The sequence below is a fragment of the Pseudoalteromonas sp. CO348 genome, from assembly GCF_004208845.1.
Classification (GTDB): Bacteria; Pseudomonadota; Gammaproteobacteria; order Enterobacterales; family Alteromonadaceae; genus Pseudoalteromonas; species Pseudoalteromonas maricaloris.
The window spans coordinates 185772-207879 of record NZ_SGPI01000033.1; the positions used below are offsets into that span (position 1 = coordinate 185772).

The window sequence follows — 22108 nt, forward strand, 5'->3', positions numbered from 1 at the left end:
TTTATTCGCGCTCGCGAATTACAGAGAAAGACCTGCAAAGGATAAAGTTGTTTGTGTCATGTTTTTTCTCCTCTACAGTGAATGAATGGTTAGAATCGCGGCAAGTGTAAACAGTTTGGGAACGTAATGCAACCTCTGGCAGACATTACACCCTTTCTGTGTATTGGGAATTTTCATAAAGGCGATATACTAAGTAACCTGAGCTGTGGATAATTAAGGCCTTTCTAGCAGCCAGTTTTAGCGCTAACTGCGTTGAATTCACTTCCAATAGCCAGCTATTGGTGCGTAAATTCGCCTTGCCTACAGGATGTAGGTACCTTAGCGAGAGCAGGACGCGGAAGCGGTGTTTTCCCTAAAACTCTCTAGCTAGGCAAGGAAAAAACTAAGTTGTGCTTTAGCAACAATGAGTTGGAACATTCCTTATCCAAACCTCAGGTTAAGTAATCTCAGGTTAAATAAAACAATAAAAGGAGAATGCCATGCCAGGATTACCAGCTGCACGGATTTCAGATATGCATGTCTGCTCTATGGTAACAGGCACCGTGCCACATGTAGGTGGGCCGATATCAGGCCCCTCGGTGCCTAACGTGCTAATAGGAAATATGCCTGCTTCTGTTGTTGGCGATATCGCTGTCTGTGTTGGCCCACCTGATACTATAGTAAAAGGCAGCACCAGTGTGCTTATCAATGGCAGACCAGCGGCGAGAATGGGTGATACCACCAGCCATGGTGGCAATATCGTGCTGGGAATGCCAACCGTCCTGATTGGCTAACGGACGACACCACAAACTGAGCTTCAAAAAGCGAATGCCTTTCAAGTGAAAGGCATGCTCAATTAGATTTTCAATGACAAGCCTTGATAGTCTTTCAACGGGAAGCCTTTCATTGAGCCATGTCGCTGCAGCCATTCAGTTAATATTTTCATCCATTGGAAACCAAGTTTAAAATTCCAAATTGGATTAAATAGCGGCACATAGTCCATTTGTACTAATTGTGCCCGCAGCGTTATCACATCCTGTTCGCTTTCCATGATCCAAATACGAGAATCTGGAAAATACACCACGGCTTCATAATCAAGTTCATCAACCATAGGTCGGCCGGCTTCATCACTGTGGTGAACCATCCACCCGCCACTGCCTTCATTCATACAGCCAGTGTTGACGCGTACCGCTATTTCTTCGATCAATAGAGAAAGGTTACCGGTGTGAGGACCTTCTTGGCGGCTATATTCATCAAACGTACGAATAAACTTATCACTGCCATCCACGTCTCGTTGCCAAAAGCCATCCTTTTTACCATTGGTGGCAGCTCGCGCGACCGCTCTTTCTTCTTCACCGAAAAACTTCTCCTTCGGAAATACTCCCCACAAGTCATAATCACCAGTTTGTACACCTTTGTAGTTTGATGGCGCTTTGGCACCATAACCTAGCGGGTTTGTTAGTCCGCAAAGTTGTACATAGGTATGCCCAGATTGCAGCGTGATAGTATGTTTGCGGGGATCAGGACAGGCTGCAGCAAGGGTATTACTCGCATCATAGCAAACTGCCCAGTCGCTCTGTTCTGGTCCATAGGCACGAGACGCTGGCTGAATTTGGCTTACCTTAATCAATAAAAAAACATGTCGCTGCCCATCTTTAGCGGCTGCAGTCACTTTGATGATATGGTCATTCACGGTTTCTTGCGCGTAGCCTTTACTGGCTCGTAGCATTAGCCCTGCCATCGCCTGCCGACGAGCATCCGTAATATAAAGTGGAATAGACATTGCGCCATATTTATTAATTGCTTCGGCTACCTTCCCTTCTTGCCAACCTCTCGCCTTACCCCCTGTGCCCTTCTTTCCAAGGGCAGGATCAGCTAAGACAAAACCAGCCATTGGTCCCCAATCACATGACTTAGCCTTAACATGATAACCTTTTGTGGCGTAGCCTTGTGTGATCAGCTGGGTTGCGTAAATACCAACCGCGCGAGAGGAAATAACACAGTTTGTCTCTTTTGCTACACGCGCAAATACCGCTGAGTGGGCTTCTGGGATCCCAGCCAACAGCTCCGCATTTTCTATTCCGCTTTTCAACGCTATATCCTTAGTAATGATCCATTACAGTTACAATACCAACTTGATTTGAGCACGAAGTGATAACGCCAAATGCGTTAGCAACCCCATATATAGCAATCAACTAGCGATTTAATCTTAATGTTCGCCATGATGTATTTGCCTCAAAAAACCATTTTACTCACTGCCGCAGACCCTATGCTTTGTACCCTGCCAACACGCTATATCGTCGGTTTATTTTTTCTAACGACATCGCTAGTGCCTGCAACGCATTTCTCTCGGATTGGCTCGAGGCATTCAGCTTAGTCATCGCAGGACGACGTGGACTCGTCCGGTGTGTCGAGTCCAGCTGTGACAACCACTTTTGCGTCGGATAAAGTACATCTCGCTGCAAAATTTCTATTCTACTTGCAATCAACGCCAAGCATTTTGGGATCTGTTCACACTTGCTAGGCCTTGTAAAAGCATGTTTGCGCTGGCAAAAGAATTGGTAATATTTACCAATTCCACTATCTATCGCTTTGGTTATTTCGTGACGACGACCAAACTTTACCCAAGTAAGTTTTTTCCACTGCGCAATATTAACGGGTGTACTTTCGATACTATTCAAGTCACTGGACAACGAGCCTTTACCTAGCAAAGTATGCGCTAACATCTTGTAGTCCAGCGTATGCAATTCCATCTCCAGTTTCTTTAATTGCGTTAAATAGTCCAACCTGTTTGTACTTTGTTGCTTCAGTACTTTTTTATTGAATAACTCAACTTGGTCCAACACGCTGACGCCCTGTTTTACAACCGTGTTAGCACTACTCAATGACTTGTTATTAAACAGCTCAACCTGATCAAGCACACTGACCCCACGCTTTACCTGTGTTTTACTTGGTGTCAATTGTAACGGGTTAAAACGCGTCACTTCATCGAGTAACCCCAAACCACGCTTTTCTAGCGTCGTCACCGAGTTCAACTTTTTGCTATTAAAAAGCTCAATATCATCAAGTAGTCCATGCCCTCGTTTTTCCACGGTCACCGTTGGCTTCAAGCTAGACTTATCGAACCCTCTAACCTCGTCCAATACAGATTTAGGTTTAGATAATTCGACTTTACTGAGTAGCGATTTATCAAAATTTTGTACTTGTTGCAGAAAAGGCGCAGGACCTACTTCGCTTGCCTTCGTTTTTAAATCTTTAAGTCGAATTTTGCGTGACTCTATGTACTCTTGCGCCCGCTCCTTGAGTGACTCAAATTCAGACAAATGCTCATTACAATAGTCGAGCCAAACAGCCATATCAGTGTTGTCTCTAACCGTTGCAAACAATGTGGAATCGGTTGCATTAACAATAAGATACGCAGCAACTAATGGGTCTTTAAGGAGGTTATCATCCAAATATGGATGATATTTGTTGATTTGTAATAAATGCCGATTAATTTTACGCGTGTAGTAATACTCTTTTGCCAATACTGCGATTTTTTGCACATAAAAAGCCGTGAGCGTCAGCACCTTCGTGACATTTCCGGGCAATGTGATCCCGGAAATAACAGAAAAACTATTATCTATTGCTTTGACCAATTGCTTACCCGCTTCGGCCATCGCCAGTAAAAACTGATTGTTAGCAAACGTCGTTAGTGCGGTTCTTAATTGATAAGTTTTATTCGCCAGCATCATCGTTTTACTATCTTTAAAACGCTGAGAACAAGCTTTGGCAGCCATTTTAACCGCTTCAGTGTAGTCTTTCACCGACTTCGCAGCAGATACAATGGCATTGATCCCAGGCACCAAAGCGATACAAATTTCGGCGACTAAACTGATCAACAGCTCACGAATGCTCACCCAACACTCTTTGACAAATAACATAAAGTCTTGCGCTATGCCTTTCAAAAAGTCGATCACAGTTTGCGCAATTTCTTTTACCCAGTGATAGCCCTGCTTAACTGCCGTTGCCATGACATTACCACTTTTAACTTGGCTGACGATTGAATTAGCAATTCTATGAATTTCAGAGGATTCTCGTCGTTGCTCTTCGTTGTAATTCGATTGCACCTGACGGTCTTTTTCTTGCTTTTCTCGCTTCGACTTTGTGATGTCTTCCTTTGCCTGCTTGACCATGTCTTTTAAGTCATCTTTATAAAGAAACTTTGCACGGCTGCCATACAAGATCCTGACACAGTCTCGTTTGGCCTCTTTGGCAAGCAACAATGAAAAATCATCAATACCTTGATCTTCTTCCTTCGGGAAAAGGAAGTTATGTAAACGCTCAACAGGGAAGTTATTATCAGCCGAGTTACGTAAACTAGAGCGCCAGCCATCCTGTTTTAAATATTTCTCTTCTTTACTTACCTGCCATAGAAAGTAGGCACTTTTTAGTTCTCTAAAGTTGGCTGGGGTCGCTGATTCTCGATAGGCTGCGACCTTACTATCAACTTTACGCAACAATTTCCCTCTGGGTGTCAGCCTAATACTCGTGTCATTACGCCATGTATTAAGGATATGAGTAGTCGCAAAGGGCATGTAGGCTCCAAGATTATTGATCAATCATAGATAATAATATTGCAGCATTGATAGCATGGCCAACCATATTTTCGGGTGGTAATACCACAGGTAACTCAGGCGCAACTATTGAACCTGTTCCTGACCAAAAGACAGAGTAAGCTAACCACCCAAACGCGTTGTCTAGCCCCACCCGCTCAGCGAGCTGTTGTGCACGAATACGCAGGGTTTCACTAGGTGATTGCAACCACCCCTCGACACAACTCAATACCTTGAGTTCATCATCTGATTTCCCTCCTGAGGCCTTCACGACCTGAAGCCCCCATCGGATAGCATTCATCACCGCTAAGCCATGCGCGACGAGTTGAATTGCATCTCGCTCAAGATCAGCTTTTAGTAAAACCGATACCGCCTGCCGTGGGGTTAATGTTGGTTCCAGTAATTTGCTTGCTTCTTCAGAAGCCTGATATCGACTGATAATAGTCGCAATCGATGCTTGCTTGAGTTGCTCTAGCACTTGCTCGTTAATTCTCGTCATCAATATACTCAGTTAATTTTGACCAATGCGCCGCTGATCTCAGCCATTGCCGTACCACTCAGTTTGGCCATCGCCGTTGAGGTGACTTGTGCACCCGCCGTTCCCTCTAACTTAGCAATTGCGGTCGATTTTACGTTAACGCCAGCCGTCCCCTCTAAGTTTGCCTGTGCGGTTGCTTTGAGATCTAAGTTTGCTGTCGCACTAATTTTGGTAGATGCTTGGCTTGAGGTTGTCAGATTCATGGCTGATATTTTTGTATCTTGAGACGATTTAAGCTCAATGGCAGAACCTTCTATCTTGATACCAGAACTTGAAATAGTAATTTTATTACTGCCCACTTTCAGCTCAATCTCGGTGTCCCCTTCAAGCGCAATTTTATCTGCTTTTAAGCTGTAATTTTTAGTTACCGAGACGGTTTGTGATTCTTCAACTGTCGTTGTCTGGTTTTTCTTAACCGTTAAACTATCGTCCGCGTTGATTAAACTCGTGGCATTGTTGGCAACCGTAATGGAGAGATCTTTACCTGATGTAATAGAAAGCAGCTCTTCGCCTTTTTTATCATCAAAGCAAATTTCATGCGCGGTATCATCAGCCAAACCTGTTTTGATACTCGACTGCGTCGCGTCTTTTTGTGGATAAAGTGGTTTCGTGTTGCTGTTAAACACACTACCAATAACGATTGGCTGATCAATATCACCGTTTATAAAATCTACGATAACCTCATCGCCTATGCGCGGAATAAATTGCATCGCCGCTTTGCTGCCCGCGGTTTGCTGCATCACACGTAAATAACAACTAGTTGATTTTTCGTCTGTGGTATCCCAGTAGAAATGCACTTTGACTCGGCCATCCGTGTCTTGGTTGATTTCGCCTTTGCTATCTAATGAACCACTTTCGGTTACCACCACCGCTGACGTAATACCCCGTGCCAACGGTTTTTTGGGATAAGGTGGCGTTAGCGGAAGCGCCTCATCGCGACACTGAACCACACAGCGATAGCTCGCGCTTTGGCTTGATTGCTGCACATCAATATGATGATTAACCGCCAATACATTATAGTCACCTTCGAGTTGACTATTAACGTGAGTCGCCACGGTGAGCTTGTTACCCACCACCACCACGTTTGCATCCGTCTCCATCTCGATGTCACCACCACATGCTTGCTCTGCGCTATTAAGTTGAGCCGCGAGCGTGCTGACATCACTAAAGTCGTTACTATCACTATTTAACGCTACATGCTCAAAGTTATTTGAGGTTATCGTCGTGACACTTGAATTAGAGAGCTGGCTTTTGGCGGATTCTACTTTCGTTTTTGTGTAGTTATAACCTGCCAATGACAGAGATTTTTTAACCAGCTTTTGCTGTGGTTCAAAGCGCTGTAGCAGCAAGTTTTTTGCCGTTTTAACCTGCGCATGATCGAATTTAGCTTGGCTATTGCTATCGAGTGGTGAACTTGCACTATGAACCTGCAGGGTGTGCTTGCCACTGTCTTGAGAGAAATAAAAGATAACCCCAGATTGCGACATTAAGCGCGTCACAAATTCCAAGTCGGTTTCATCATATTGAGTACAGTATTCCAATTTAGCGGTTGGCATAGTGCCAAACTGGTACATCCCTTTAAATCCTGCCGTATCAAAGATATCTGACAAAATGTCTTTTGCAGACTGAGCTTGATAGATCCGATAGGTACGATTAAAACTGAGCAACCATAGCCAAGATTTCAACGTTAGCTTGAAGCGACGAAGTGTATCAGCACGACTATCAAGCTCATTAATTTCAACTACATAAGCCTGATATTCCAGTAAGTTATTGGGTCGTCCAGCAACATCCTGATACCAGTTTAAGGTCATTGTGTCCCCTAACGTATCTGAAACATCATCGCCGTCAGTGACTAACTCAATTTCTGCAGAGACGCCTTTATCTACTGCATCATTAATATCGCAATAGTTCAGGCGATAAGCTTTGCCGCTACTTGTCTTAGCAACTAAGTAGCTAACTTCACCTGCAATATAAGTTTCCATGTTCACACCTTAATCGACGGGTAATATCACTGCAAAACAGCATCGGGTACGAGTAACCGAGAGAAAAACTCGGGGTTTAGCAAACTCGTTTCATCGCCAGCACCTTTCATGCTCAACACGACAGCGGCACCTTGTTTATTGCTCACCTCAACCGTATCTCGCCCATTTTGTTGTTGGTAACGCTCAACCAGACGCATGGGTGACCAGACGCCCTCCAGTGTTTCCGTCATTTTTTGGTTGCTCAGATCGGTTAACACCAGTTCTAGTGATTGCTCAGTAAAATCTGTCGGCCAGATAAACTGGGTTTCAACCAAAGGACCATGGGTATAGGTTAGTTTTCGCTCACCAACGCGCAATGTAAATTCACTCAAGGCTGCAGACATCGACTTTGGTGCAACCACAATATTCAGCTTAAGATTGCCATCTTGGCCGTAAAGCTCTCGCTGAAGCTTGCCGTAGGTGGATAAAAATGTTGTGACTGCAGGTGATAGTGAAAGCGCAGCCTGACGACCAAATACCGGAAATTGTAACGTGCCATCAACCGAAACAAACTGCCCTAAGATCTGCTCCTCAAAATTACTGATCGAACTATTGGGCGCGAAAAATGCGGCCAGTGCGCTGAGCTTAAGATCTTCCCCAGATTTATTAAATGGGTAGTAAATAGCAACATTTTTACGGTAAGGCGCTACGACGTCTTGCTGCCACTTTTCTTGTAAGTACTCTGATGCTTTTCGCTTTACATGCGTTGCAGTTTCACGCAAAACCAAATCCACCAGCTCTGCCATTAAAGGCTCGTCGTAACGGGTTAACCACAGTCCTGAAAAGGCCTTGAAGTTATTAGGGTCTTGTAGCTGCTGAAAATAACTTAGCCCGGGGATCACAGTGCTGTCCGCCTGTGTTTTCCAATCCTTCAGCGCTTTTAACTGTGCCACAAACGCTTGATACTGCTTTGATAATGTTTCAGCGCTTTGCACTAGGATTGGGCTATCAGAGAATGCTTGACGGATTTTACCCGCAATTTCGTTAAACTCTTTTGCCCGCTCGATTTCCAACAACTGTTGCTTATTTAAGTTCTGATTAGCTTTATCAATTAACTGCTGCGCTTTTTGTGCTTTGGCTGCGACCTTCTTCGGGGCATTTTCAGTAATTGCATCGGCTTTTTCAAAGCTCGGCACTTCCACTTGCGGCAGATAGATATAGGCTCGAAGTGTGGTATATAGCTGCAACAAAGGAGATTGCTCGCTTTCGGTTAACTCGGAAAGCAACACCTCTAGCGACAGCTCTGGAGCAAGGTGGATACCTGAGTAGTACTGTCTCCAAAAGCTAATATAATCATTAATATAGCTAAACTTTATATAGTTCCCAATGCGAGTTAGTTCACGCTTGGATGGCGGAGTTTGAAATAACCCATGGTTGTCTTGCACTAGCGTCTGCATAAACGCAGACTCCGGCAAAAACGATAGCTGTTGCAGTGCTTTAGGTGTAAACAACTCGGGAACCAAAAACTGTGTTTTAGCTCGAGTGATCCCAAATAAACTCACATGATCGCTATGTTTGGCGAGTAGTGTTGGTCTGATATCAATCAGCTTTGCAAATTCAGGAAGCTGCTTAACGTACTCATACATCAGTTGGTTGGTATCTTGCAGCGCTAATTGGCTATCGACTAAGGCCAATAGCTCTTCATTGATATCGATTTTGTTATAGCCGAGGAAATACAGGTCATCAACGAGACTTAATACCATTTGAACTTGAGATTCATCAAGCAAAGCACTCTGTGCGAGAGATTCTGCCAAATGTTTTTTAACCAATCCTTTGTTTTCACCTAGTGCAAACGATTGATAAATATCCTTTACATTGATGACATTGAGATAGTCTTCAAGCTCCAAATAAACAAACAACTCTTGTTCAAGGTATTTGCTGATGGTTGGCTCTAACGTGGTAGCTAGTTGCTGTTGATATAGCGAACGATAATGCTCTTCACGATCAATCGAGGCAAGAATTGGTAACGCATACCAAGGCTGGTTTTCTTTCCCCTCAGTAAATTTACTATAACCAGACTGCAGCAATGCCAATGGTTCAACCAAGGAGCTTAACTCATCAAAGCTAATCACATCTTTGTTTAAGATATACTTATAATCTTGATGTAACTTGCTAAACTCTTGATGTAACGACTGGTTATAGATATAGGCCTGCCAGCCTACCCAAGCCGCTCCAGCGAGTAGACCTGCACCTGTGCAAAGCATTAAAAACTGCCTAACGCTGTGGCGCCAAATCTTCCATCTATTTACAGGTGCTAAATGTGCCAACGGCAAAACCTGATTTGTGAATGTCTTGGTGATCTCTGCTTTAGGTTTTAACGTGGTTTCGGCAACAACCGGTAGGAGAGATTGATTCACTTCAATTAACGTATGTGCCGTTGCAAGGTTTACCCGCTGCTCTGCATTTTCAGACTCAACTAAGTGGAAGCTCTCAATTTTATACGGCAGTACCTGACCATTAAAGTCGGCCAGCTCATCGATAAAGTGTGCAACGGCAAGCTTTAAATATTGCAACTGCATCGGCCCCAGCAGCTGTTTACGCTTGAACTCATCGTCAAGCTGCAACGAGACTTGTTGTAGATTATTGGCAAATAGCTTCTTAAACAGTAAGTCGTATGCTTCATTGAGCGCATGAGAGGATTGTAATCCCTGCTCAGAGAAGTAAATGGACAGATCAGCAAGCTCGACCCGCTCATTCAAGCTTTCAGCTATCCCATCTAACTTGTTAATTCCACATAGAAATAAGTGTGCGGGAACGGGATAGCCACTACGCAGATAAATAGATTCGAGCCGCGCTTTAAAGTCAGCAATAAACTCTTGTTTAGCCTTTTGCGAACGCTGGATCACACTAAATGCATCGCTTAATAACAGTACCCCGTTCAACGGTTGTTTTGCACGAATAAAGCTCAGCCAAGCTAAGAAGTGTTGTTGATCTTCAACCTTTGCTTTTACATGCCAAATCAACGCCCCTTGAACGTGATAAACCGCTATATTTGGTGGCATACCATTGAGTTTAACGCGATTAAATTGCGCGAACGAGTCACTGGTATTGCCCTCTGAAATCACCAAATACCATGCGGTTTTATAAACATTGCTGCTCAGTTTCAGTTTTTTTGCGATGCGCTTGTATAGGGTCGAGTACTGCTTAAAGAAGTTTCTTCTTTGGTACTTGCCGATGACAAAACGATTGATACTAGGCACATACACCACCAGCACACCAACCAGCGCCAGCAGTCCGCTCAGCCAATACCAATGTGTTGCTAACGCTAGCGAAAAAGTAAGTACCAAAAGTAGTACAGCCAATAACACGAAGGATGCACCGATCCATAGGCGAACTAACGGAGTCTTCACTGATACTCCTTGATATAAGGTGAAATGTTACAGCTTTGCACAAAAAACTGACTAACCGCTTTGGCCTGCGTAAAACCTGTTGCAATAAAACCTACAAACTGGCTATCGCCCACTTCCTCAATAACGAGTGGATAACGGCTATTATCACATTTTTGTTTAAGACTTTGTGCGCGTGCCATATTATTAAAAGCACCAATTTGCACCAAGTACAATGTCATAGGCTCTTCTGTGATAACCGGTGCAACTGCGGGCGCTTTAGATTGCTCAATTGTCTGTGGTTGCGCAGTTGGTTTTGCTGTTTCTAATGCATGCATTTGCTCACTTTCGTAAAATCTTGCATTTTCAATAAACATTTTCTTTGGTTGCAACTGCTGAATATGCTGAAAAGTGTCTCCCGCCATTTCTTTGTACTCTTGGTTTTGGCGCTCATAAATCTCACCGAAATACTGGTTATAGATAAATAAACCCACCACTAGAAGCACCGCAAACGCTAACCAAAAGCTCAATGGTGAAATACCGGTAAATAGCCCTAGGTTACGAGATGACTTTCTGGGAGCCGTTGTTGTATTCGTATCAAGCTTCAACTTGAATGCCCCAAGCTCAGTTAATGCAAAACTGATCTCGGCGGTTAACTTTTTCAGCTCAGTCACATGACCTGTGTGATATTTCCCTTTAAAGCCAAGCTGTAGAATGAGATAGCAAATCTTTAATAACGCTAAGTGCTTCTTAGGAAACTCCATCAACTGAAATACTAAGCTAAAAAAGGTGTCCCCACTGTTGCGAATACCAAATAATTGACTCACTAGGGTCTTGTTTTGCCACTGTGTCGTATCCAACTGACAACCATAGCTTACCCTTTCGTCAAAAAATGCCGCCCAAATAAAGCACAACTTATCCAGTAGCGCTGGTGATACTGCTCGCTCCCGACCTCTTTGTTTAATGCTCTTGAGCTCGGTAATGAGGTTAGCTCTGAAATTTTCCAGCGCGGCGATATCTTCCAATGAAGAAACAGACTCAACCATCGCAAGAAGCGGCAGGCTTAGTTGCAATAACGCCTCTTCCTGCCAACTAAATTCCGTTAGCAAGTCCTTTAGCGCTGCATTTTTCTCATCAACAAGTGAGAATTGGTTAACCGTATAACTGGCTGCACTCATAGTTAGCTAATCAAAAATAATTTAACGTCATCGACATGAATTCGGGCATCAATGTGCAACGCCAGCATTTCTTTGTTATCCACCATTTTCACCCACAGAGGATCTTCTAAATCAATTTGAAAATATTCCGTCGACCCTTGCTCTTTTAGCTCTGGTGGAGCGTAAGGTAATGCACTCACTCGCACGCCTGGTGTGGCGTTTTTAATACAATTAATGATGCTCTTGTTACCGGCGAGCTTAAACCCTGTTGTGAACAGTTCTTTGGCGAGGCTTTGCGGACTAGTCACCGCAATAACCATACGTTTAGTCTGGCTGATATCGTGTTGCTTCACCTTTACCAGTAACATTCTTCTGCTATCGAAAAGCGACTTATCCCATGTGTATTCAATAACATTTTGCTGCTGGGTGATCGACAGCTTGTCTTTGATCCGTGCCAATACTCCATGAAACTTTTCATATAAACTTTCGAACGTAAGCGGTGTCCACGGGGAGCGCACCTCAAAATCGATACTCAATAGCGCCGCCTCAAACTGTTTTAGCTCAAAATAGAAACGGCCTAATTTATAATGTTGTGTTCGTTGGGTTGCCTCAAGCCAAGGTAGCCAATGATAGATCACGGTAAGCAACTGCTGCTCTTTGTACCATGCGCTGTTGCTTTGTGTATCAACAACGGATTGTAATCGTGTGAGCAGCTGATTCACTTTGGCATTTGCCAGAGTGTCGAGTTCTCGCACGCGCTCTAACAAAATATCTGCAGCCCCAATGCTGAGGCAGTCTGGGATAAAGGCGCGGTCGATGATCACAGCCCCATTACCATCCACCTCCAGCACTTTACCAACCGCTAATTTGACAAAACCATCTAAGTTTTCTTGCTCAAGCTTAAGCGCAACGTTTAACCGTGCGGTTTCAATTTCAAGTTCAGCAGCTTGGTTATTGGTAAAGTCAAAAACGCGATTAAACTGGGTTTTATAGCGAGAGCTAGAAGCCCCGTTATCAAAGCTGTTGTTTCCAGCAAGATTGGCTGGCACAACCAGATAGACCATTTGATCTATCGTGCCTTCAGGAATGTGCAGCGCGACCTCTTGATCTAACTTGAAGTACTGACCATCGGGTAGAATGCCTTCACACGCTACCACAGAAAACTGACCCAGTTTTAGTAACCCTTCATTGATACTCAGCTGAGCAAGACCGCAATGCGGTGCAAATTCACTGGTTGTCAGTGCACTATATTGCTGTGTGACGTTTTCAAGGTGTGATTCCATCTGCTGAAAATGCTGAGGATATAAAAAGGTACCTTCTCGCCAAACAATTTTATTACTCAAAACTATGCTCCCCAACCAAACAAACTATCCATCCAGCTCTGCTGTGGCATTACCGAGAACTTTATCGTCGTTCCTTGGAGCCCAAGCCAAATTACTGTACTTTCAGAAACGTCCTCAGGCACTTCCACGACGGCCTTTGTCGTCCCTTTCTGATAGTCACTAAATTCTACCAATACCGCCAAATATCTTACTCCAGGAAGCAATTTAATTGTCTTTTGCTCTTTTGTATTCGGCATCACTGGGTATAACCGCTGCTTCTCTATCAATTGCTCAGCCAATATTTGCGTATCCGATTGAAACAGCTCGATGAATTCACTTTGTGAAAATCGGTCTGACTTGGTGAGCTGATATAAACGGATAGCAACCGGATTGGCACCTTCATTGGCCCAATTGAGCTTTTCGTTGGTCTCCAGCTGCAACTGTATCGGCAACGAGAAACGCTGGAGCGGATCGGCACTCGAGCAGCCAACCGCTAAGCATATCAATAATGAGACTAAGATTACTTTTGCATACATTCGATTAATAGCGCTTTAAACTGACGCTTAAAGTGTCCTTCGTTCATTTTTCTTGTGTAGTAATTTTTATACGCCGCCCAGTGCTTACCACTCCACCTTGATGGTGAGCCAACCATGTCTTCAATCAACTGAGGATCGAATTCTTTTAGAAATTCATCCATCACCTGATCCAACATCAACAACATCTGCTTTTGTTGCTGCCAAGGGCTACGCGACGCCTCTAATAACTTATCCAGTTTCTGCTCAATAGCAGCCTGATTTAATGTACTGTGCGTATCATGAGCGCCGATATCTGTTGCTTTATACTCTATAAATTCTTCTTGCTCAGGACTCGTTTTTTGCGTGTTTATTTGGTCAAGTTCAGTCTCTAAATCGGCAAAAATATTACTCGCATCAAATTCAACTTCATCAATCACATCAAAAAAAGTCTCTTCTTGCTTTTCAGCGGCCAAAACAGGTTCACCGATTTCCGACTGCATGGAAAGCAATAGGGTGTAGCCAAAAAGTACAATGATGTCACCATCAGAAAGCACGGAGGATGAGTGGGTGATCTGTGGCCGACCATTTAAACTTACCCCCTCAACTTCTGTATATAACCGTAGTTGATTGGCATCTTTATCCTGTTCGATGCGAGCATATACGTCATGTTGCTGCGTTTCTTGCTCGGCATGCGGCAAAATCAAATCACATTCAATTGACGCTCCGAGCACCACGCCGGATTGAGAAACCGTCGCCATTCTCGATAATAATCGAACATCTTCAGGGCACTCAGTGACTTGCAACATTGCAGCATTCATCTATAACTTCCTATCATCGGCAACAATACAATTCGAGGCAGCAGTATTAAACGCCTCTAGAAAGGTTGGACGCTTCTTTAAAAAGGCTTTTGAAAACAATATACCTAACTCTATGGTGCCATATTCACGTCGAGAAAAGTTGGTGTTCTGTAGCTTGAACTTAGCCAACTCATGCTCAAATTCATGTTCATCTATTAAAATGGCATCGACTTCATGGCCTAATAACAACTTTAATAGTGCATTACCACTGCGCGGCTTCATTTGCACGTTATAACCTTTGCGCTTGATATCAAACCACTCGTCAGAGCCGAATTCAGCGGCGACTTTATATTTCTTATACAACGGATTGTTATCATTGATATCCATTTCAGCACCAGAGAAATACCAGTACAAGTGTTTTCTCGCCATCGGAATAGAAAGCGTTCCGTAACGCATTCGAGCATCACTTTGGGCAACCGCAAAGATGGCATCGAGTTTACCAGTACGCAACTTGAGCTCGGCTTCAACCCAGCTATCAAACTCTGCGCGATATGGAGCTTCCATTCGACTAAAAGCACACTGAACTTGCCTGATCACGTTACCCTTCACGAGTTCATTTTCAACATAGTGATAGGGGTAAGCATCATGCGTCGCCAGCTGTACGACTTCTTTGCCTGTCACATGCATGGTAAACAATGTAAGGCCTAACATAAGGCCTCGTATTAGTCTGGTTTTTAGCATCATTTCATCAATTTATAGCTAACTCAAAGCCCGAGACATCCGCTGAACCTGAGATCACCACTTCACGGATAGGTTCGCCTAAGCTGATCCGTTCGATACAGCGTTCAGCCAATTGCGGCATCAGGTTTCGATTGATTATTTGCTCAATGGCACGACCACCAATGGTCGGTTCATTTCCTTTGGCAACCACATAATCCACAAAGGCTTGATCATAATTTAATGTTGCCCCATAGGTTTCTTGTAGTTTTTGCGCAACACGTTTTAGCGATATCCCCGTGATCTCAGCTAACTCCGCAGTATTTAAAGGATAATATGGGATGATATTACAACGACCTAAAAAGGCTGGCTTGAAAAAGCTTTGTAGCGCAGGTCGTACGTTATCCACCAACTCCACTAAATCAGGGCGAGATTCACTGACATTACAAAAATCGACAATTTCACTGTCAGCAGCGTTAGAAGTCATGATGATCAAGGTATTTTTAAAATCGATATTACGACCTTCACTATCTTGAATACAGCCCTTATCAAAAATTTGATAGAAAATGTCATGGACGCTTGGGTGCGCTTTTTCCATTTCGTCGAGTAACAGTACACAGTAAGGATTACGACGAATCGCTTCGGTTAGCACACCGCCCTTACCATAACCAACGTAACCTGCAGGCGATCCAAGTAACATAGATACCTTATGCGCTTCTTTAAACTCGGTCATATTGATGACCGTCATATCTTGCTCGCCACCAAAAAGCTGATCCGCAAGTGCAAGCGCAGTTTCTGACTTACCCACACCACTTGGGCCACACATCAAAAATACGCCAACTGGCTTACGTTTATCAGTCAGACCGGCACGCGAGACCCGAATACTCTTTGACAGCTCATGTAGCGCATGTTTTTGGCCAATAATACGCTGATGTAAAGCGGTTTCTAATGTCAGTAGTTTCGCCACTTCATCTTTAACTAAATTACCAATTGGGATGCCAGTCCAAGCGCCTATAACCTCCGCAATAGTTTGCTCATCGACAATGGCATGAACCATAGGCTGCTCGCCTTGTAACGACTTGAGTTCAGCCAATTTCGCCGTAAAATCTCCCGCTTGCTCACCCGCTTGGATTTGTGCCAGTTCAGATACAAGCGCTTTTTCTTTTTCCCATTGCGTATTCAACGTAACCAGTTGCGCTTCTAGTTCAGTCTTTTTCTGTTCTTTTGCGGCTATGGCTGCTGCTTGGTTCGCCAACATGTCGTTTTCTTTTGTCAGCGCTACCAGCTCTTTCTCCAAATAGCGAATACCCTGCTCTGTTGCCTCGATACTTGCAGGTTTTGCGTTTTGCGTTAAGGCAATACGAGCACACGATGTGTCTAGCACACTGATGGCTTTATCTGGGAGCTTTCGACTAGGTAAATAACGAATAGACAGATCAACGGCTGCCTGTAGCGCCGCCTCTGTGATAAACACATTGTGGTGACTCTTTAGCGACTCTGCGACACCACGCAGCATTTGCAACGCATCTTCTGCGTTCGGCTCACCGACTTTGACCACTTGGAAACGACGTGTCAGTGCAGGGTCTTTTTCAAAGTATTTTTTATACTCTTCCCAAGTCGTTGCCGCGATGGTTCTAAACTCGCCTCGCGCTAGTGCTGGTTTTAACAAATTAGCGGCATCGTTTTGTCCTTCCGCACCACCTGCGCCAATCAAAGTATGTGCCTCATCAATAAAGACAATAATGGGCACTTCTGAAGTTTTGACTTCGTTAATTACGTCTTTTAAGCGGTTTTCGAATTCCCCTTTAACGCTCGCACCCGCTTGCAGTAAACCAAGATCCAGTGAATGAATTTGCACGCCAGACAAAACCGGAGGTACTTCATCCGCTGCAATTTTTTGCGCTAACCCCTCCACCACGGCGGTTTTACCCACTCCAGGTTCACCAACAAAAATAGGGTTGTTTTGTCGTTTTCTACATAAAATATCAATGGCTTGCCTAACTTCGTCTGCACGCCCAGAAACAATATCTAGCTCACCTGCCTGAGCAGCCTGAGTGAGATTGATGGTATATTTGTCTAACGCCCCTGTAACCACACTCTGCGGTGCACTTGCTGCGCCCTTTGCTGGCGTTTTCGCCGCAATAGACAGCGTTTTTATATGTTCTTTTAAGCTCTCAACAGAGACATTTTTAAGTGCAGTAAACTCTTTTTGCTTAAACGACAATGGATCAGGCTGCAAGATGCAAAGTAACAGATGTAGCCCCGCAACAGCACTGTGAGAAAACTCAACCGACGCAACCAACCACGCAGACTTCACTAAGTCTATCAACTCAGGGCTGATGGTAGGCTGTCCTGAATGACTCGGTGCCAACTGACCTAGTTTATGCTCTAGTTCTTGCACAAACTGTGCAATATTAACCTGTTGCGACTCAAGAAACTGTTGCAACTTAGGATCACGTCCTTTCAGTAACGAAATGAACCAATGCTCAATTTCAATGGCGCCAGCTTGGCTGTTCATGGCATCTGCAGCGGCATACTCCAGCGCATTTTTTAAATTACTGTCTAAATAAGAAATTAGTTTTGAAATAGATACTTGAGACATATTTATCCCTAACTCTACAGAGCCCTTACCGTTCGTTTCTGGTCGTCATTGCGCCTTGCTAAGTTGGCGTTTACCCCAAGCACAATGCCCTTATAATTATTAGTGAGTACCAAAGTAGAAGGTACTGTTCCGATGTATTCGGCTTCAACTTCCACCGCCACCTCGTGATTGACGTAGTGGCAACAAAGTGACTTGATGGCACTTAACAACGCCACCTGTTCAGCTTCCTGTTTCTCTAGTTTTGAAAAAACCATGGCATCATCAAAGCTAACTGTTACCCTTAAGGTTCTACCTAACTGGGCAAATTGTTTTCCCAGTACAGCCCCTCTACCAAGTTGACAAGCGCTTAGACGACTTCGTGCAGCAGGGGGAATTTCCTTCACCTCGATATCACTCATCGCTAGCCGAATTGGATGGGGGAAATAATGCTTAAGCAAGCGCTGAAGATTACTCAAAGAGTAATGCTCAGCCCTCGTAATCAAAGTCGCTGGGATCATCGATAGTGTTTCGTAATTTTCGGTTAGCGAGCTGAAGTAACTTTGCAATAACTGACGCTGTTGCTGCTCTGTTGTCGTGGCCTCGGCACGAAACACCTTAGATGCAAATGCTTTGAGTTCTAAAGATTGATGAACAAAGGTATTGTCGAAAATGGCTAAAAACCGGAGGTACGCACGATTATTACGTAAGTAAGCCTCTTTCAGCCAGTCTAGGATGAAATGAGGTAACCCGCCGCGCTCACCAAATAACGTTGCTTCATTGCTATCGACCACAAAGTGCTGATCAGCCAGTTCTTGGTAGTCGATTTTTCGCTTACCATACGTGTCTGAAAACAAGTGCTGTTTAAAGCTGATTTTTTTTGCCCCAGCGACTCTCAGTAAGCGCGTAAAATGAAGTACCGACGATACTTTGCTAAATAAGCGTTTCGTTAACTGCATACGCGCGCTCCTAGCTGTGCTTCAAAGCGCTTTGCTGGCCAGTTATAACTGGTGTATTTCACTGTTAGCTGACTGCAGCGATCAAATGGTGTTTGCGCCGCTAAAAAGTCATTGAGTAGTTCAGCAAACAACGAAAAATCCGCGTTTAGCTCTGAGTTATCGAGCGTCAATGTCAGCGACATCCCCGGTACAAAGATCATGCGATTTTCAACCAAAAACGGGGCATTCATTTTTTTTGCCGTGACATCATAAATTGAATTGAGTTCTTGGTGTGTGGCATTGGCATTAACAAACAATTTTAAGAAACCAATCAAGGTAGCCTTCGCATCTTGTGCCTGCAACAGCTGAGATAAATTAAAGGACATCAGCTTGAGCAAGCTCCAGTAATTTTTCTCGTCCGTCACCATGCTACTGGGTTGAATCGTCACGCCACCGACTTCAAACTCCCCAGCTAGCGCTTCTTCTGTGTTTACAACGATTTGATTACCAACATGAATTTTGTTGGCTAACTGCGCATCGTAACAGCTGATCTCAGCAAATGCGGTAAACCCGTTGGGGTAAGCCTTGGTCGCCTTATTGATTGGCAACACTAAGTGCTTCACTTCATCTAAAGAAGCGGCCTTATCTGCTGATTCAATATGGCCTAATTTATTGCTCTGTGACCAATATAGTTGCGACTGAAAATCAACAGTTTGCGTGCCGACCACTGGTGGGATTTCCTTTTGACCAGCCGAAGTTACGACGTAAACTTTATCGATTGAATAAATCTGAATATGACGCTGACTGGCGTCTGCAATAACGGGATAAGATAGCTCTTGATAGTTGACTCTCACCGGTTCCGAAGATTGATGAAATAAGTTACTAAAGAGTGTCTTATTGATTTTGACCGAGAGGTTTTTCTCTTCAAGTAACACTGCGCCTAGCTCATTTAAATAAAAGTCGATGTAAACACTTTTGCCATGCGCGACGTTTATCTTATGAGGGTTTTTCAAGATAAAAAACTGTCGTTTAGCAGGGATTGAGAAATACTCTTTGAGCTTAAAATAAACCGGAATTTCATTGCTTTTGATTGGTGAGATAAGAAAATCATCATCCGCGAGCAAAGGGTGAAAATTGTGTTCACCGATATCGTAGGCAAACTCGTCATCCGCCACACAAATAGCGACTTTCTTCACCGCTTGGTTAATAATGTCGGCAACATTTCGGCCTATCGACTCATTACTAAAATGCAGCTGAATTGGTTGCGTCAGCGCCTGCTGAACATCAACATCACCACTTAGCGGTGATAGCTCGACGCGCAGACAATAAGGCGCCTCTTTGCTATCAAAATTTTCAGGGATAGCATGTTGAAACGGCGTTTGCTCCAACTTAAAACGAGAAACAGTCATCGGCGTAAAGGTGACGGGCAAAGAATTACACAACTTCACGGTTGTGTTGTCATCACCTTTATTAATAACATCAAGCTCAACCTCTACCTGTTTGTCTAAAAACACAGGCTTATTAAAGTCATCCGCATTAGGTTGAAAATGCGCTTGCACCACCATAGGCAGTGATTTGAATAAATTTGGGGAGACAATATCAGCAAACTCTTCCACATGACGTGTGCGCAGAGCATCTATTTCCATGGCATTTTTCGCTGCCACCCATGCAAAACTGTCAATGAGACGGGTTACGTTCGGATCTTCTTGCCCCTTATCATTGAGGTTAATATGCTCAGCTTCTCTACGGAAACGCTTGCGGAACCCCTCAAGGCCATAACGAATGCTCGCTAATTCATCTTCAAAGTGCTTTAACATGCGGCTAATCATATTGGCTCTCGTTCTCTATCAACACAGTGAGACGGGTTAAGTCGATGTCCGTATCAAACTGTAATAACTCTTCTTTCCCCTCAAACGACAACATCGCTGAAATCTCAAAGCGCATCGTATTCGCGATGTGCTTCTCCTCATCTTGAGCTAAATAATTGACCTCAACGCTGTGTAACCTTGGCTCAAATTGGCTAATTTTATTTTTTATTCGCATCGCTATCTGCTCACCACTATTGAGCCGACTAAATAGCGCGATATCTTCGAGGCCAAAACAAATACTGGATTGGTTAACCAGATCGCTCTCACTGTCGTGTAAAAATGCCGCTTCAGTTTTTAAAATAAGGCCAATGTTGTGATGAATAGACTGCACCACTTCGTTACCTTGGTCGACCGATACGTCTTCTCTATCCATGTAAAACGCACTAAAAAAACTCATCGCTCTACCGCCGTAGATAAACTCACTGTACTCGCCACTCTGTCGAATTGATATTGCGGCACAAGGTCAACATGACAGCCATACCGTTTAAATTCGCCGGACTCTTCAACAACACTGACTTTCGCAGATTTGAGTGGCATTTTCGCTAACGTCATTTCATCAGAAACAATTGAGTTCGAGCAGTATTGTTCAAGCCAATGGGTAAGTCGATTTTCGCAATCATGCGCTTCCATCGAAGAGCCAATCATCTCCCTAAGTTGTACTTTGAGATAATGTGCAATTCGGCTGACCATCAACGTAGTTTGGATCAGGTAGCGATTTTCGGTTTCATTTTCCACTTTGATTGAGCTATTCGATTGAAAAAAGTATCGTTCATTTAATGGGTTATGAAATATAGGGATCAAACCAAGCTGAGAAATAAAGGCGGCATTACTCGCTGAAATACGAGTTTTAAAAACCACTGGCAGGTCATCTTTCTTTGCGCCATAGTAGCTAATAGCACTGCCACCAGAACCGTCTAGCTTGCGAGATTTCAAAAAGCCAAACCAGCGCACGCGATTGAACTCAATCATCACGTTTTTCAAAAAGGTTGTGGCTGTGTTTCCCCAACGAAAATTGTCATCGGCTTCTTCGTCGAACACAAACCCTGCAGGATGAAAACGGTAAATGCGACGATAACCTATTTTATTGAAAACCAAGCCAATAAAGTGACTATTGTCTTTAGCCCGCAAGCGATGCCAGCTCTCAAAATCGTGCGCTGCCAGCACTCGTTTGATCTTCGCAGTATCACATAAAAAAGACTCTCCTATCGCCCCGAGGAAAGCTTCATCAGCATCCAAGACGATAGGACAGAGGCTTTTCTCTCCCAACTCAGCAAGTAACTCTAACGTGTAAATATCGTCAAATTCATTGGCATAATCGATATCAAGGCTAATGTTGTGATCTATCACAACTAACCCATAAGGTTCTCCCCCCATAGTATTGAACTCTCGATTCGCAATGAGGTTGTATAATTTAGCCTGTTTGACTGATGGAGAAATATTGAGATCTTGGGAAATTTCTGACCAAGCAATATTTAAGATTTTTACTCGGACGGTTTTATAGTTGACCGGTAAATTAACTAATTCATGTAACGCCCGCCAGCGCGCCTCTAATGCCGTAAATTTGCGATGGGCCATAACCAAAGACAACTGTTCACTGATCAAACGGTCAATATCAGCAATTAGGTGCTTTACCAGCGCAACATTGTTTGAATGGTGTTCAGTCCTAGACATGAGGAGTAATATTCCAGCGATCAATCGGTTAATACGCAGAAGTGAAACGAGGTATCGCATACCTCGCTCCACTTAGTGTTTTTAAC

16 protein-coding genes are annotated in these 22108 nt (G+C 43.8%); 1 reads left to right on the plus strand and 15 read right to left on the minus strand.

Annotated elements, in window-relative coordinates; translation table 11 throughout:
* Positions 1 to 479 precede the first annotated feature (479 nt).
* Positions 480 to 773 carry a PAAR domain-containing protein gene (locus tag EXT48_RS17460; protein WP_130165177.1) on the plus strand — a complete coding sequence of 98 codons (294 nt, stop codon included), beginning with the start codon at positions 480 to 482 and terminating at the stop codon, positions 771 to 773.
* A gap of 62 nt (positions 774 to 835) precedes the next feature.
* On the opposite strand, the gene EXT48_RS17465 is transcribed toward EXT48_RS17460, so the two are convergent.
* The 15 genes from EXT48_RS17465 to EXT48_RS17535 form a co-directional block, all read right to left on the minus strand.
* On the minus strand, positions 836 to 2071 hold the full coding sequence (locus tag EXT48_RS17465) for an anthrax toxin-like adenylyl cyclase domain-containing protein (protein ID WP_130165178.1): 1236 nt from the start codon (positions 2069 to 2071) through the stop codon (positions 836 to 838).
* Between the two features lie 175 nt (positions 2072 to 2246).
* Positions 2247 to 4478 (minus strand): hypothetical protein, encoded by a 2232-nt coding sequence (locus EXT48_RS17470; RefSeq protein ID WP_130165179.1) that lies wholly within the window; start codon positions 4476 to 4478, stop codon positions 2247 to 2249.
* A 91-nt stretch (positions 4479 to 4569) separates the two neighbouring features.
* Positions 4570 to 5073: a hypothetical protein gene (locus tag EXT48_RS17475; RefSeq protein ID WP_130165180.1), complete on the minus strand. Its 504-nt coding sequence runs from the start codon at positions 5071 to 5073 to the stop codon at positions 4570 to 4572.
* An 8-nt stretch (positions 5074 to 5081) separates the two neighbouring features.
* Entirely contained in the window at positions 5082 to 7094 is a 2013-nt protein-coding gene (locus EXT48_RS17480; RefSeq protein WP_130165181.1) for a type VI secretion system Vgr family protein, read from the minus strand.
* A gap of 26 nt (positions 7095 to 7120) precedes the next feature.
* Positions 7121 to 10483: a type VI secretion protein IcmF/TssM N-terminal domain-containing protein gene (locus tag EXT48_RS17485; RefSeq protein WP_130165182.1), complete on the minus strand. Its 3363-nt coding sequence runs from the start codon at positions 10481 to 10483 to the stop codon at positions 7121 to 7123.
* On the minus strand, positions 10480 to 11637 hold the full coding sequence (locus EXT48_RS17490) for a DotU family type IV/VI secretion system protein (protein WP_045989252.1): 1158 nt from the start codon (positions 11635 to 11637) through the stop codon (positions 10480 to 10482). The genes EXT48_RS17485 and EXT48_RS17490 overlap by 4 nt, the downstream gene beginning before the upstream one ends.
* A 2-nt stretch (positions 11638 to 11639) precedes the next feature.
* Positions 11640 to 12959, minus strand: a complete 1320-nt coding sequence (tssK, locus tag EXT48_RS17495) for a type VI secretion system baseplate subunit TssK (RefSeq protein ID WP_128727255.1) — start codon at positions 12957 to 12959, stop codon at positions 11640 to 11642.
* 2 nt (positions 12960 to 12961) lie between these two features.
* Positions 12962 to 13474 (minus strand): type VI secretion system lipoprotein TssJ, encoded by a 513-nt coding sequence (tssJ, locus tag EXT48_RS17500; protein WP_045989250.1) that lies wholly within the window; start codon positions 13472 to 13474, stop codon positions 12962 to 12964.
* A complete protein-coding gene (locus EXT48_RS17505) occupies positions 13459 to 14271 on the minus strand; it encodes a hypothetical protein (protein ID WP_045989249.1) in 813 nt (270 codons plus the stop codon). Before EXT48_RS17505 ends, tssJ begins: the two co-directional genes overlap by 16 nt.
* On the minus strand, positions 14272 to 14961 hold the full coding sequence (locus EXT48_RS17510) for a transporter substrate-binding domain-containing protein (RefSeq protein WP_239360112.1): 690 nt from the start codon (positions 14959 to 14961) through the stop codon (positions 14272 to 14274).
* A gap of 37 nt (positions 14962 to 14998) precedes the next feature.
* On the minus strand, positions 14999 to 17569 hold the full coding sequence (gene tssH / locus EXT48_RS17515) for a type VI secretion system ATPase TssH (RefSeq protein ID WP_130165183.1): 2571 nt from the start codon (positions 17567 to 17569) through the stop codon (positions 14999 to 15001).
* 14 nt (positions 17570 to 17583) lie between these two features.
* Complete coding sequence (locus tag EXT48_RS17520; protein WP_130165184.1) at positions 17584 to 18504, minus strand: type VI secretion system baseplate subunit TssG; 921 nt, start codon at positions 18502 to 18504, stop codon at positions 17584 to 17586.
* Complete coding sequence (locus tag EXT48_RS17525) at positions 18495 to 20312, minus strand: type VI secretion system baseplate subunit TssF (RefSeq protein ID WP_045989246.1); 1818 nt, start codon at positions 20310 to 20312, stop codon at positions 18495 to 18497. The genes EXT48_RS17520 and EXT48_RS17525 overlap by 10 nt, the downstream gene beginning before the upstream one ends.
* Positions 20305 to 20748: a type VI secretion system baseplate subunit TssE gene (gene tssE, locus EXT48_RS17530; RefSeq protein ID WP_045989245.1), complete on the minus strand. Its 444-nt coding sequence runs from the start codon at positions 20746 to 20748 to the stop codon at positions 20305 to 20307. Before tssE ends, EXT48_RS17525 begins: the two co-directional genes overlap by 8 nt.
* On the minus strand, positions 20745 to 22022 hold the full coding sequence (locus tag EXT48_RS17535) for a type VI secretion system contractile sheath large subunit (RefSeq protein ID WP_130165185.1): 1278 nt from the start codon (positions 22020 to 22022) through the stop codon (positions 20745 to 20747). The genes tssE and EXT48_RS17535 overlap by 4 nt, the downstream gene beginning before the upstream one ends.
* Between the last annotated feature and the right edge of the window lie 86 nt (positions 22023 to 22108).

Coding starts and splice junctions, on each gene's coding strand:
- EXT48_RS17460 (WP_130165177.1), top strand. CDS start 480: ATGCCAGGATTACCAGCTGCACGGATTTCAGATATGCATGTCTGCTCT.
- EXT48_RS17475 (WP_130165180.1), bottom strand. CDS start 5,073: ATGACGAGAATTAACGAGCAAGTGCTAGAGCAACTCAAGCAAGCATCG.
- EXT48_RS17480 (WP_130165181.1), bottom strand. CDS start 7,094: ATGGAAACTTATATTGCAGGTGAAGTTAGCTACTTAGTTGCTAAGACA.
- EXT48_RS17490 (WP_045989252.1), bottom strand. CDS start 11,637: ATGAGTGCAGCCAGTTATACGGTTAACCAATTCTCACTTGTTGATGAG.
- tssJ (WP_045989250.1), bottom strand. CDS start 13,474: ATGTATGCAAAAGTAATCTTAGTCTCATTATTGATATGCTTAGCGGTT.
- EXT48_RS17505 (WP_045989249.1), bottom strand. CDS start 14,271: ATGAATGCTGCAATGTTGCAAGTCACTGAGTGCCCTGAAGATGTTCGA.
- EXT48_RS17510 (WP_239360112.1), bottom strand. CDS start 14,961: ATGTTAGGCCTTACATTGTTTACCATGCATGTGACAGGCAAAGAAGTC.
- tssH (WP_130165183.1), bottom strand. CDS start 17,569: ATGTCTCAAGTATCTATTTCAAAACTAATTTCTTATTTAGACAGTAAT.
- EXT48_RS17520 (WP_130165184.1), bottom strand. CDS start 18,504: ATGCAGTTAACGAAACGCTTATTTAGCAAAGTATCGTCGGTACTTCAT.
- EXT48_RS17525 (WP_045989246.1), bottom strand. CDS start 20,312: ATGATTAGCCGCATGTTAAAGCACTTTGAAGATGAATTAGCGAGCATT.
- tssE (WP_045989245.1), bottom strand. CDS start 20,748: ATGAGTTTTTTTAGTGCGTTTTACATGGATAGAGAAGACGTATCGGTC.
- EXT48_RS17535 (WP_130165185.1), bottom strand. CDS start 22,022: ATGTCTAGGACTGAACACCATTCAAACAATGTTGCGCTGGTAAAGCAC.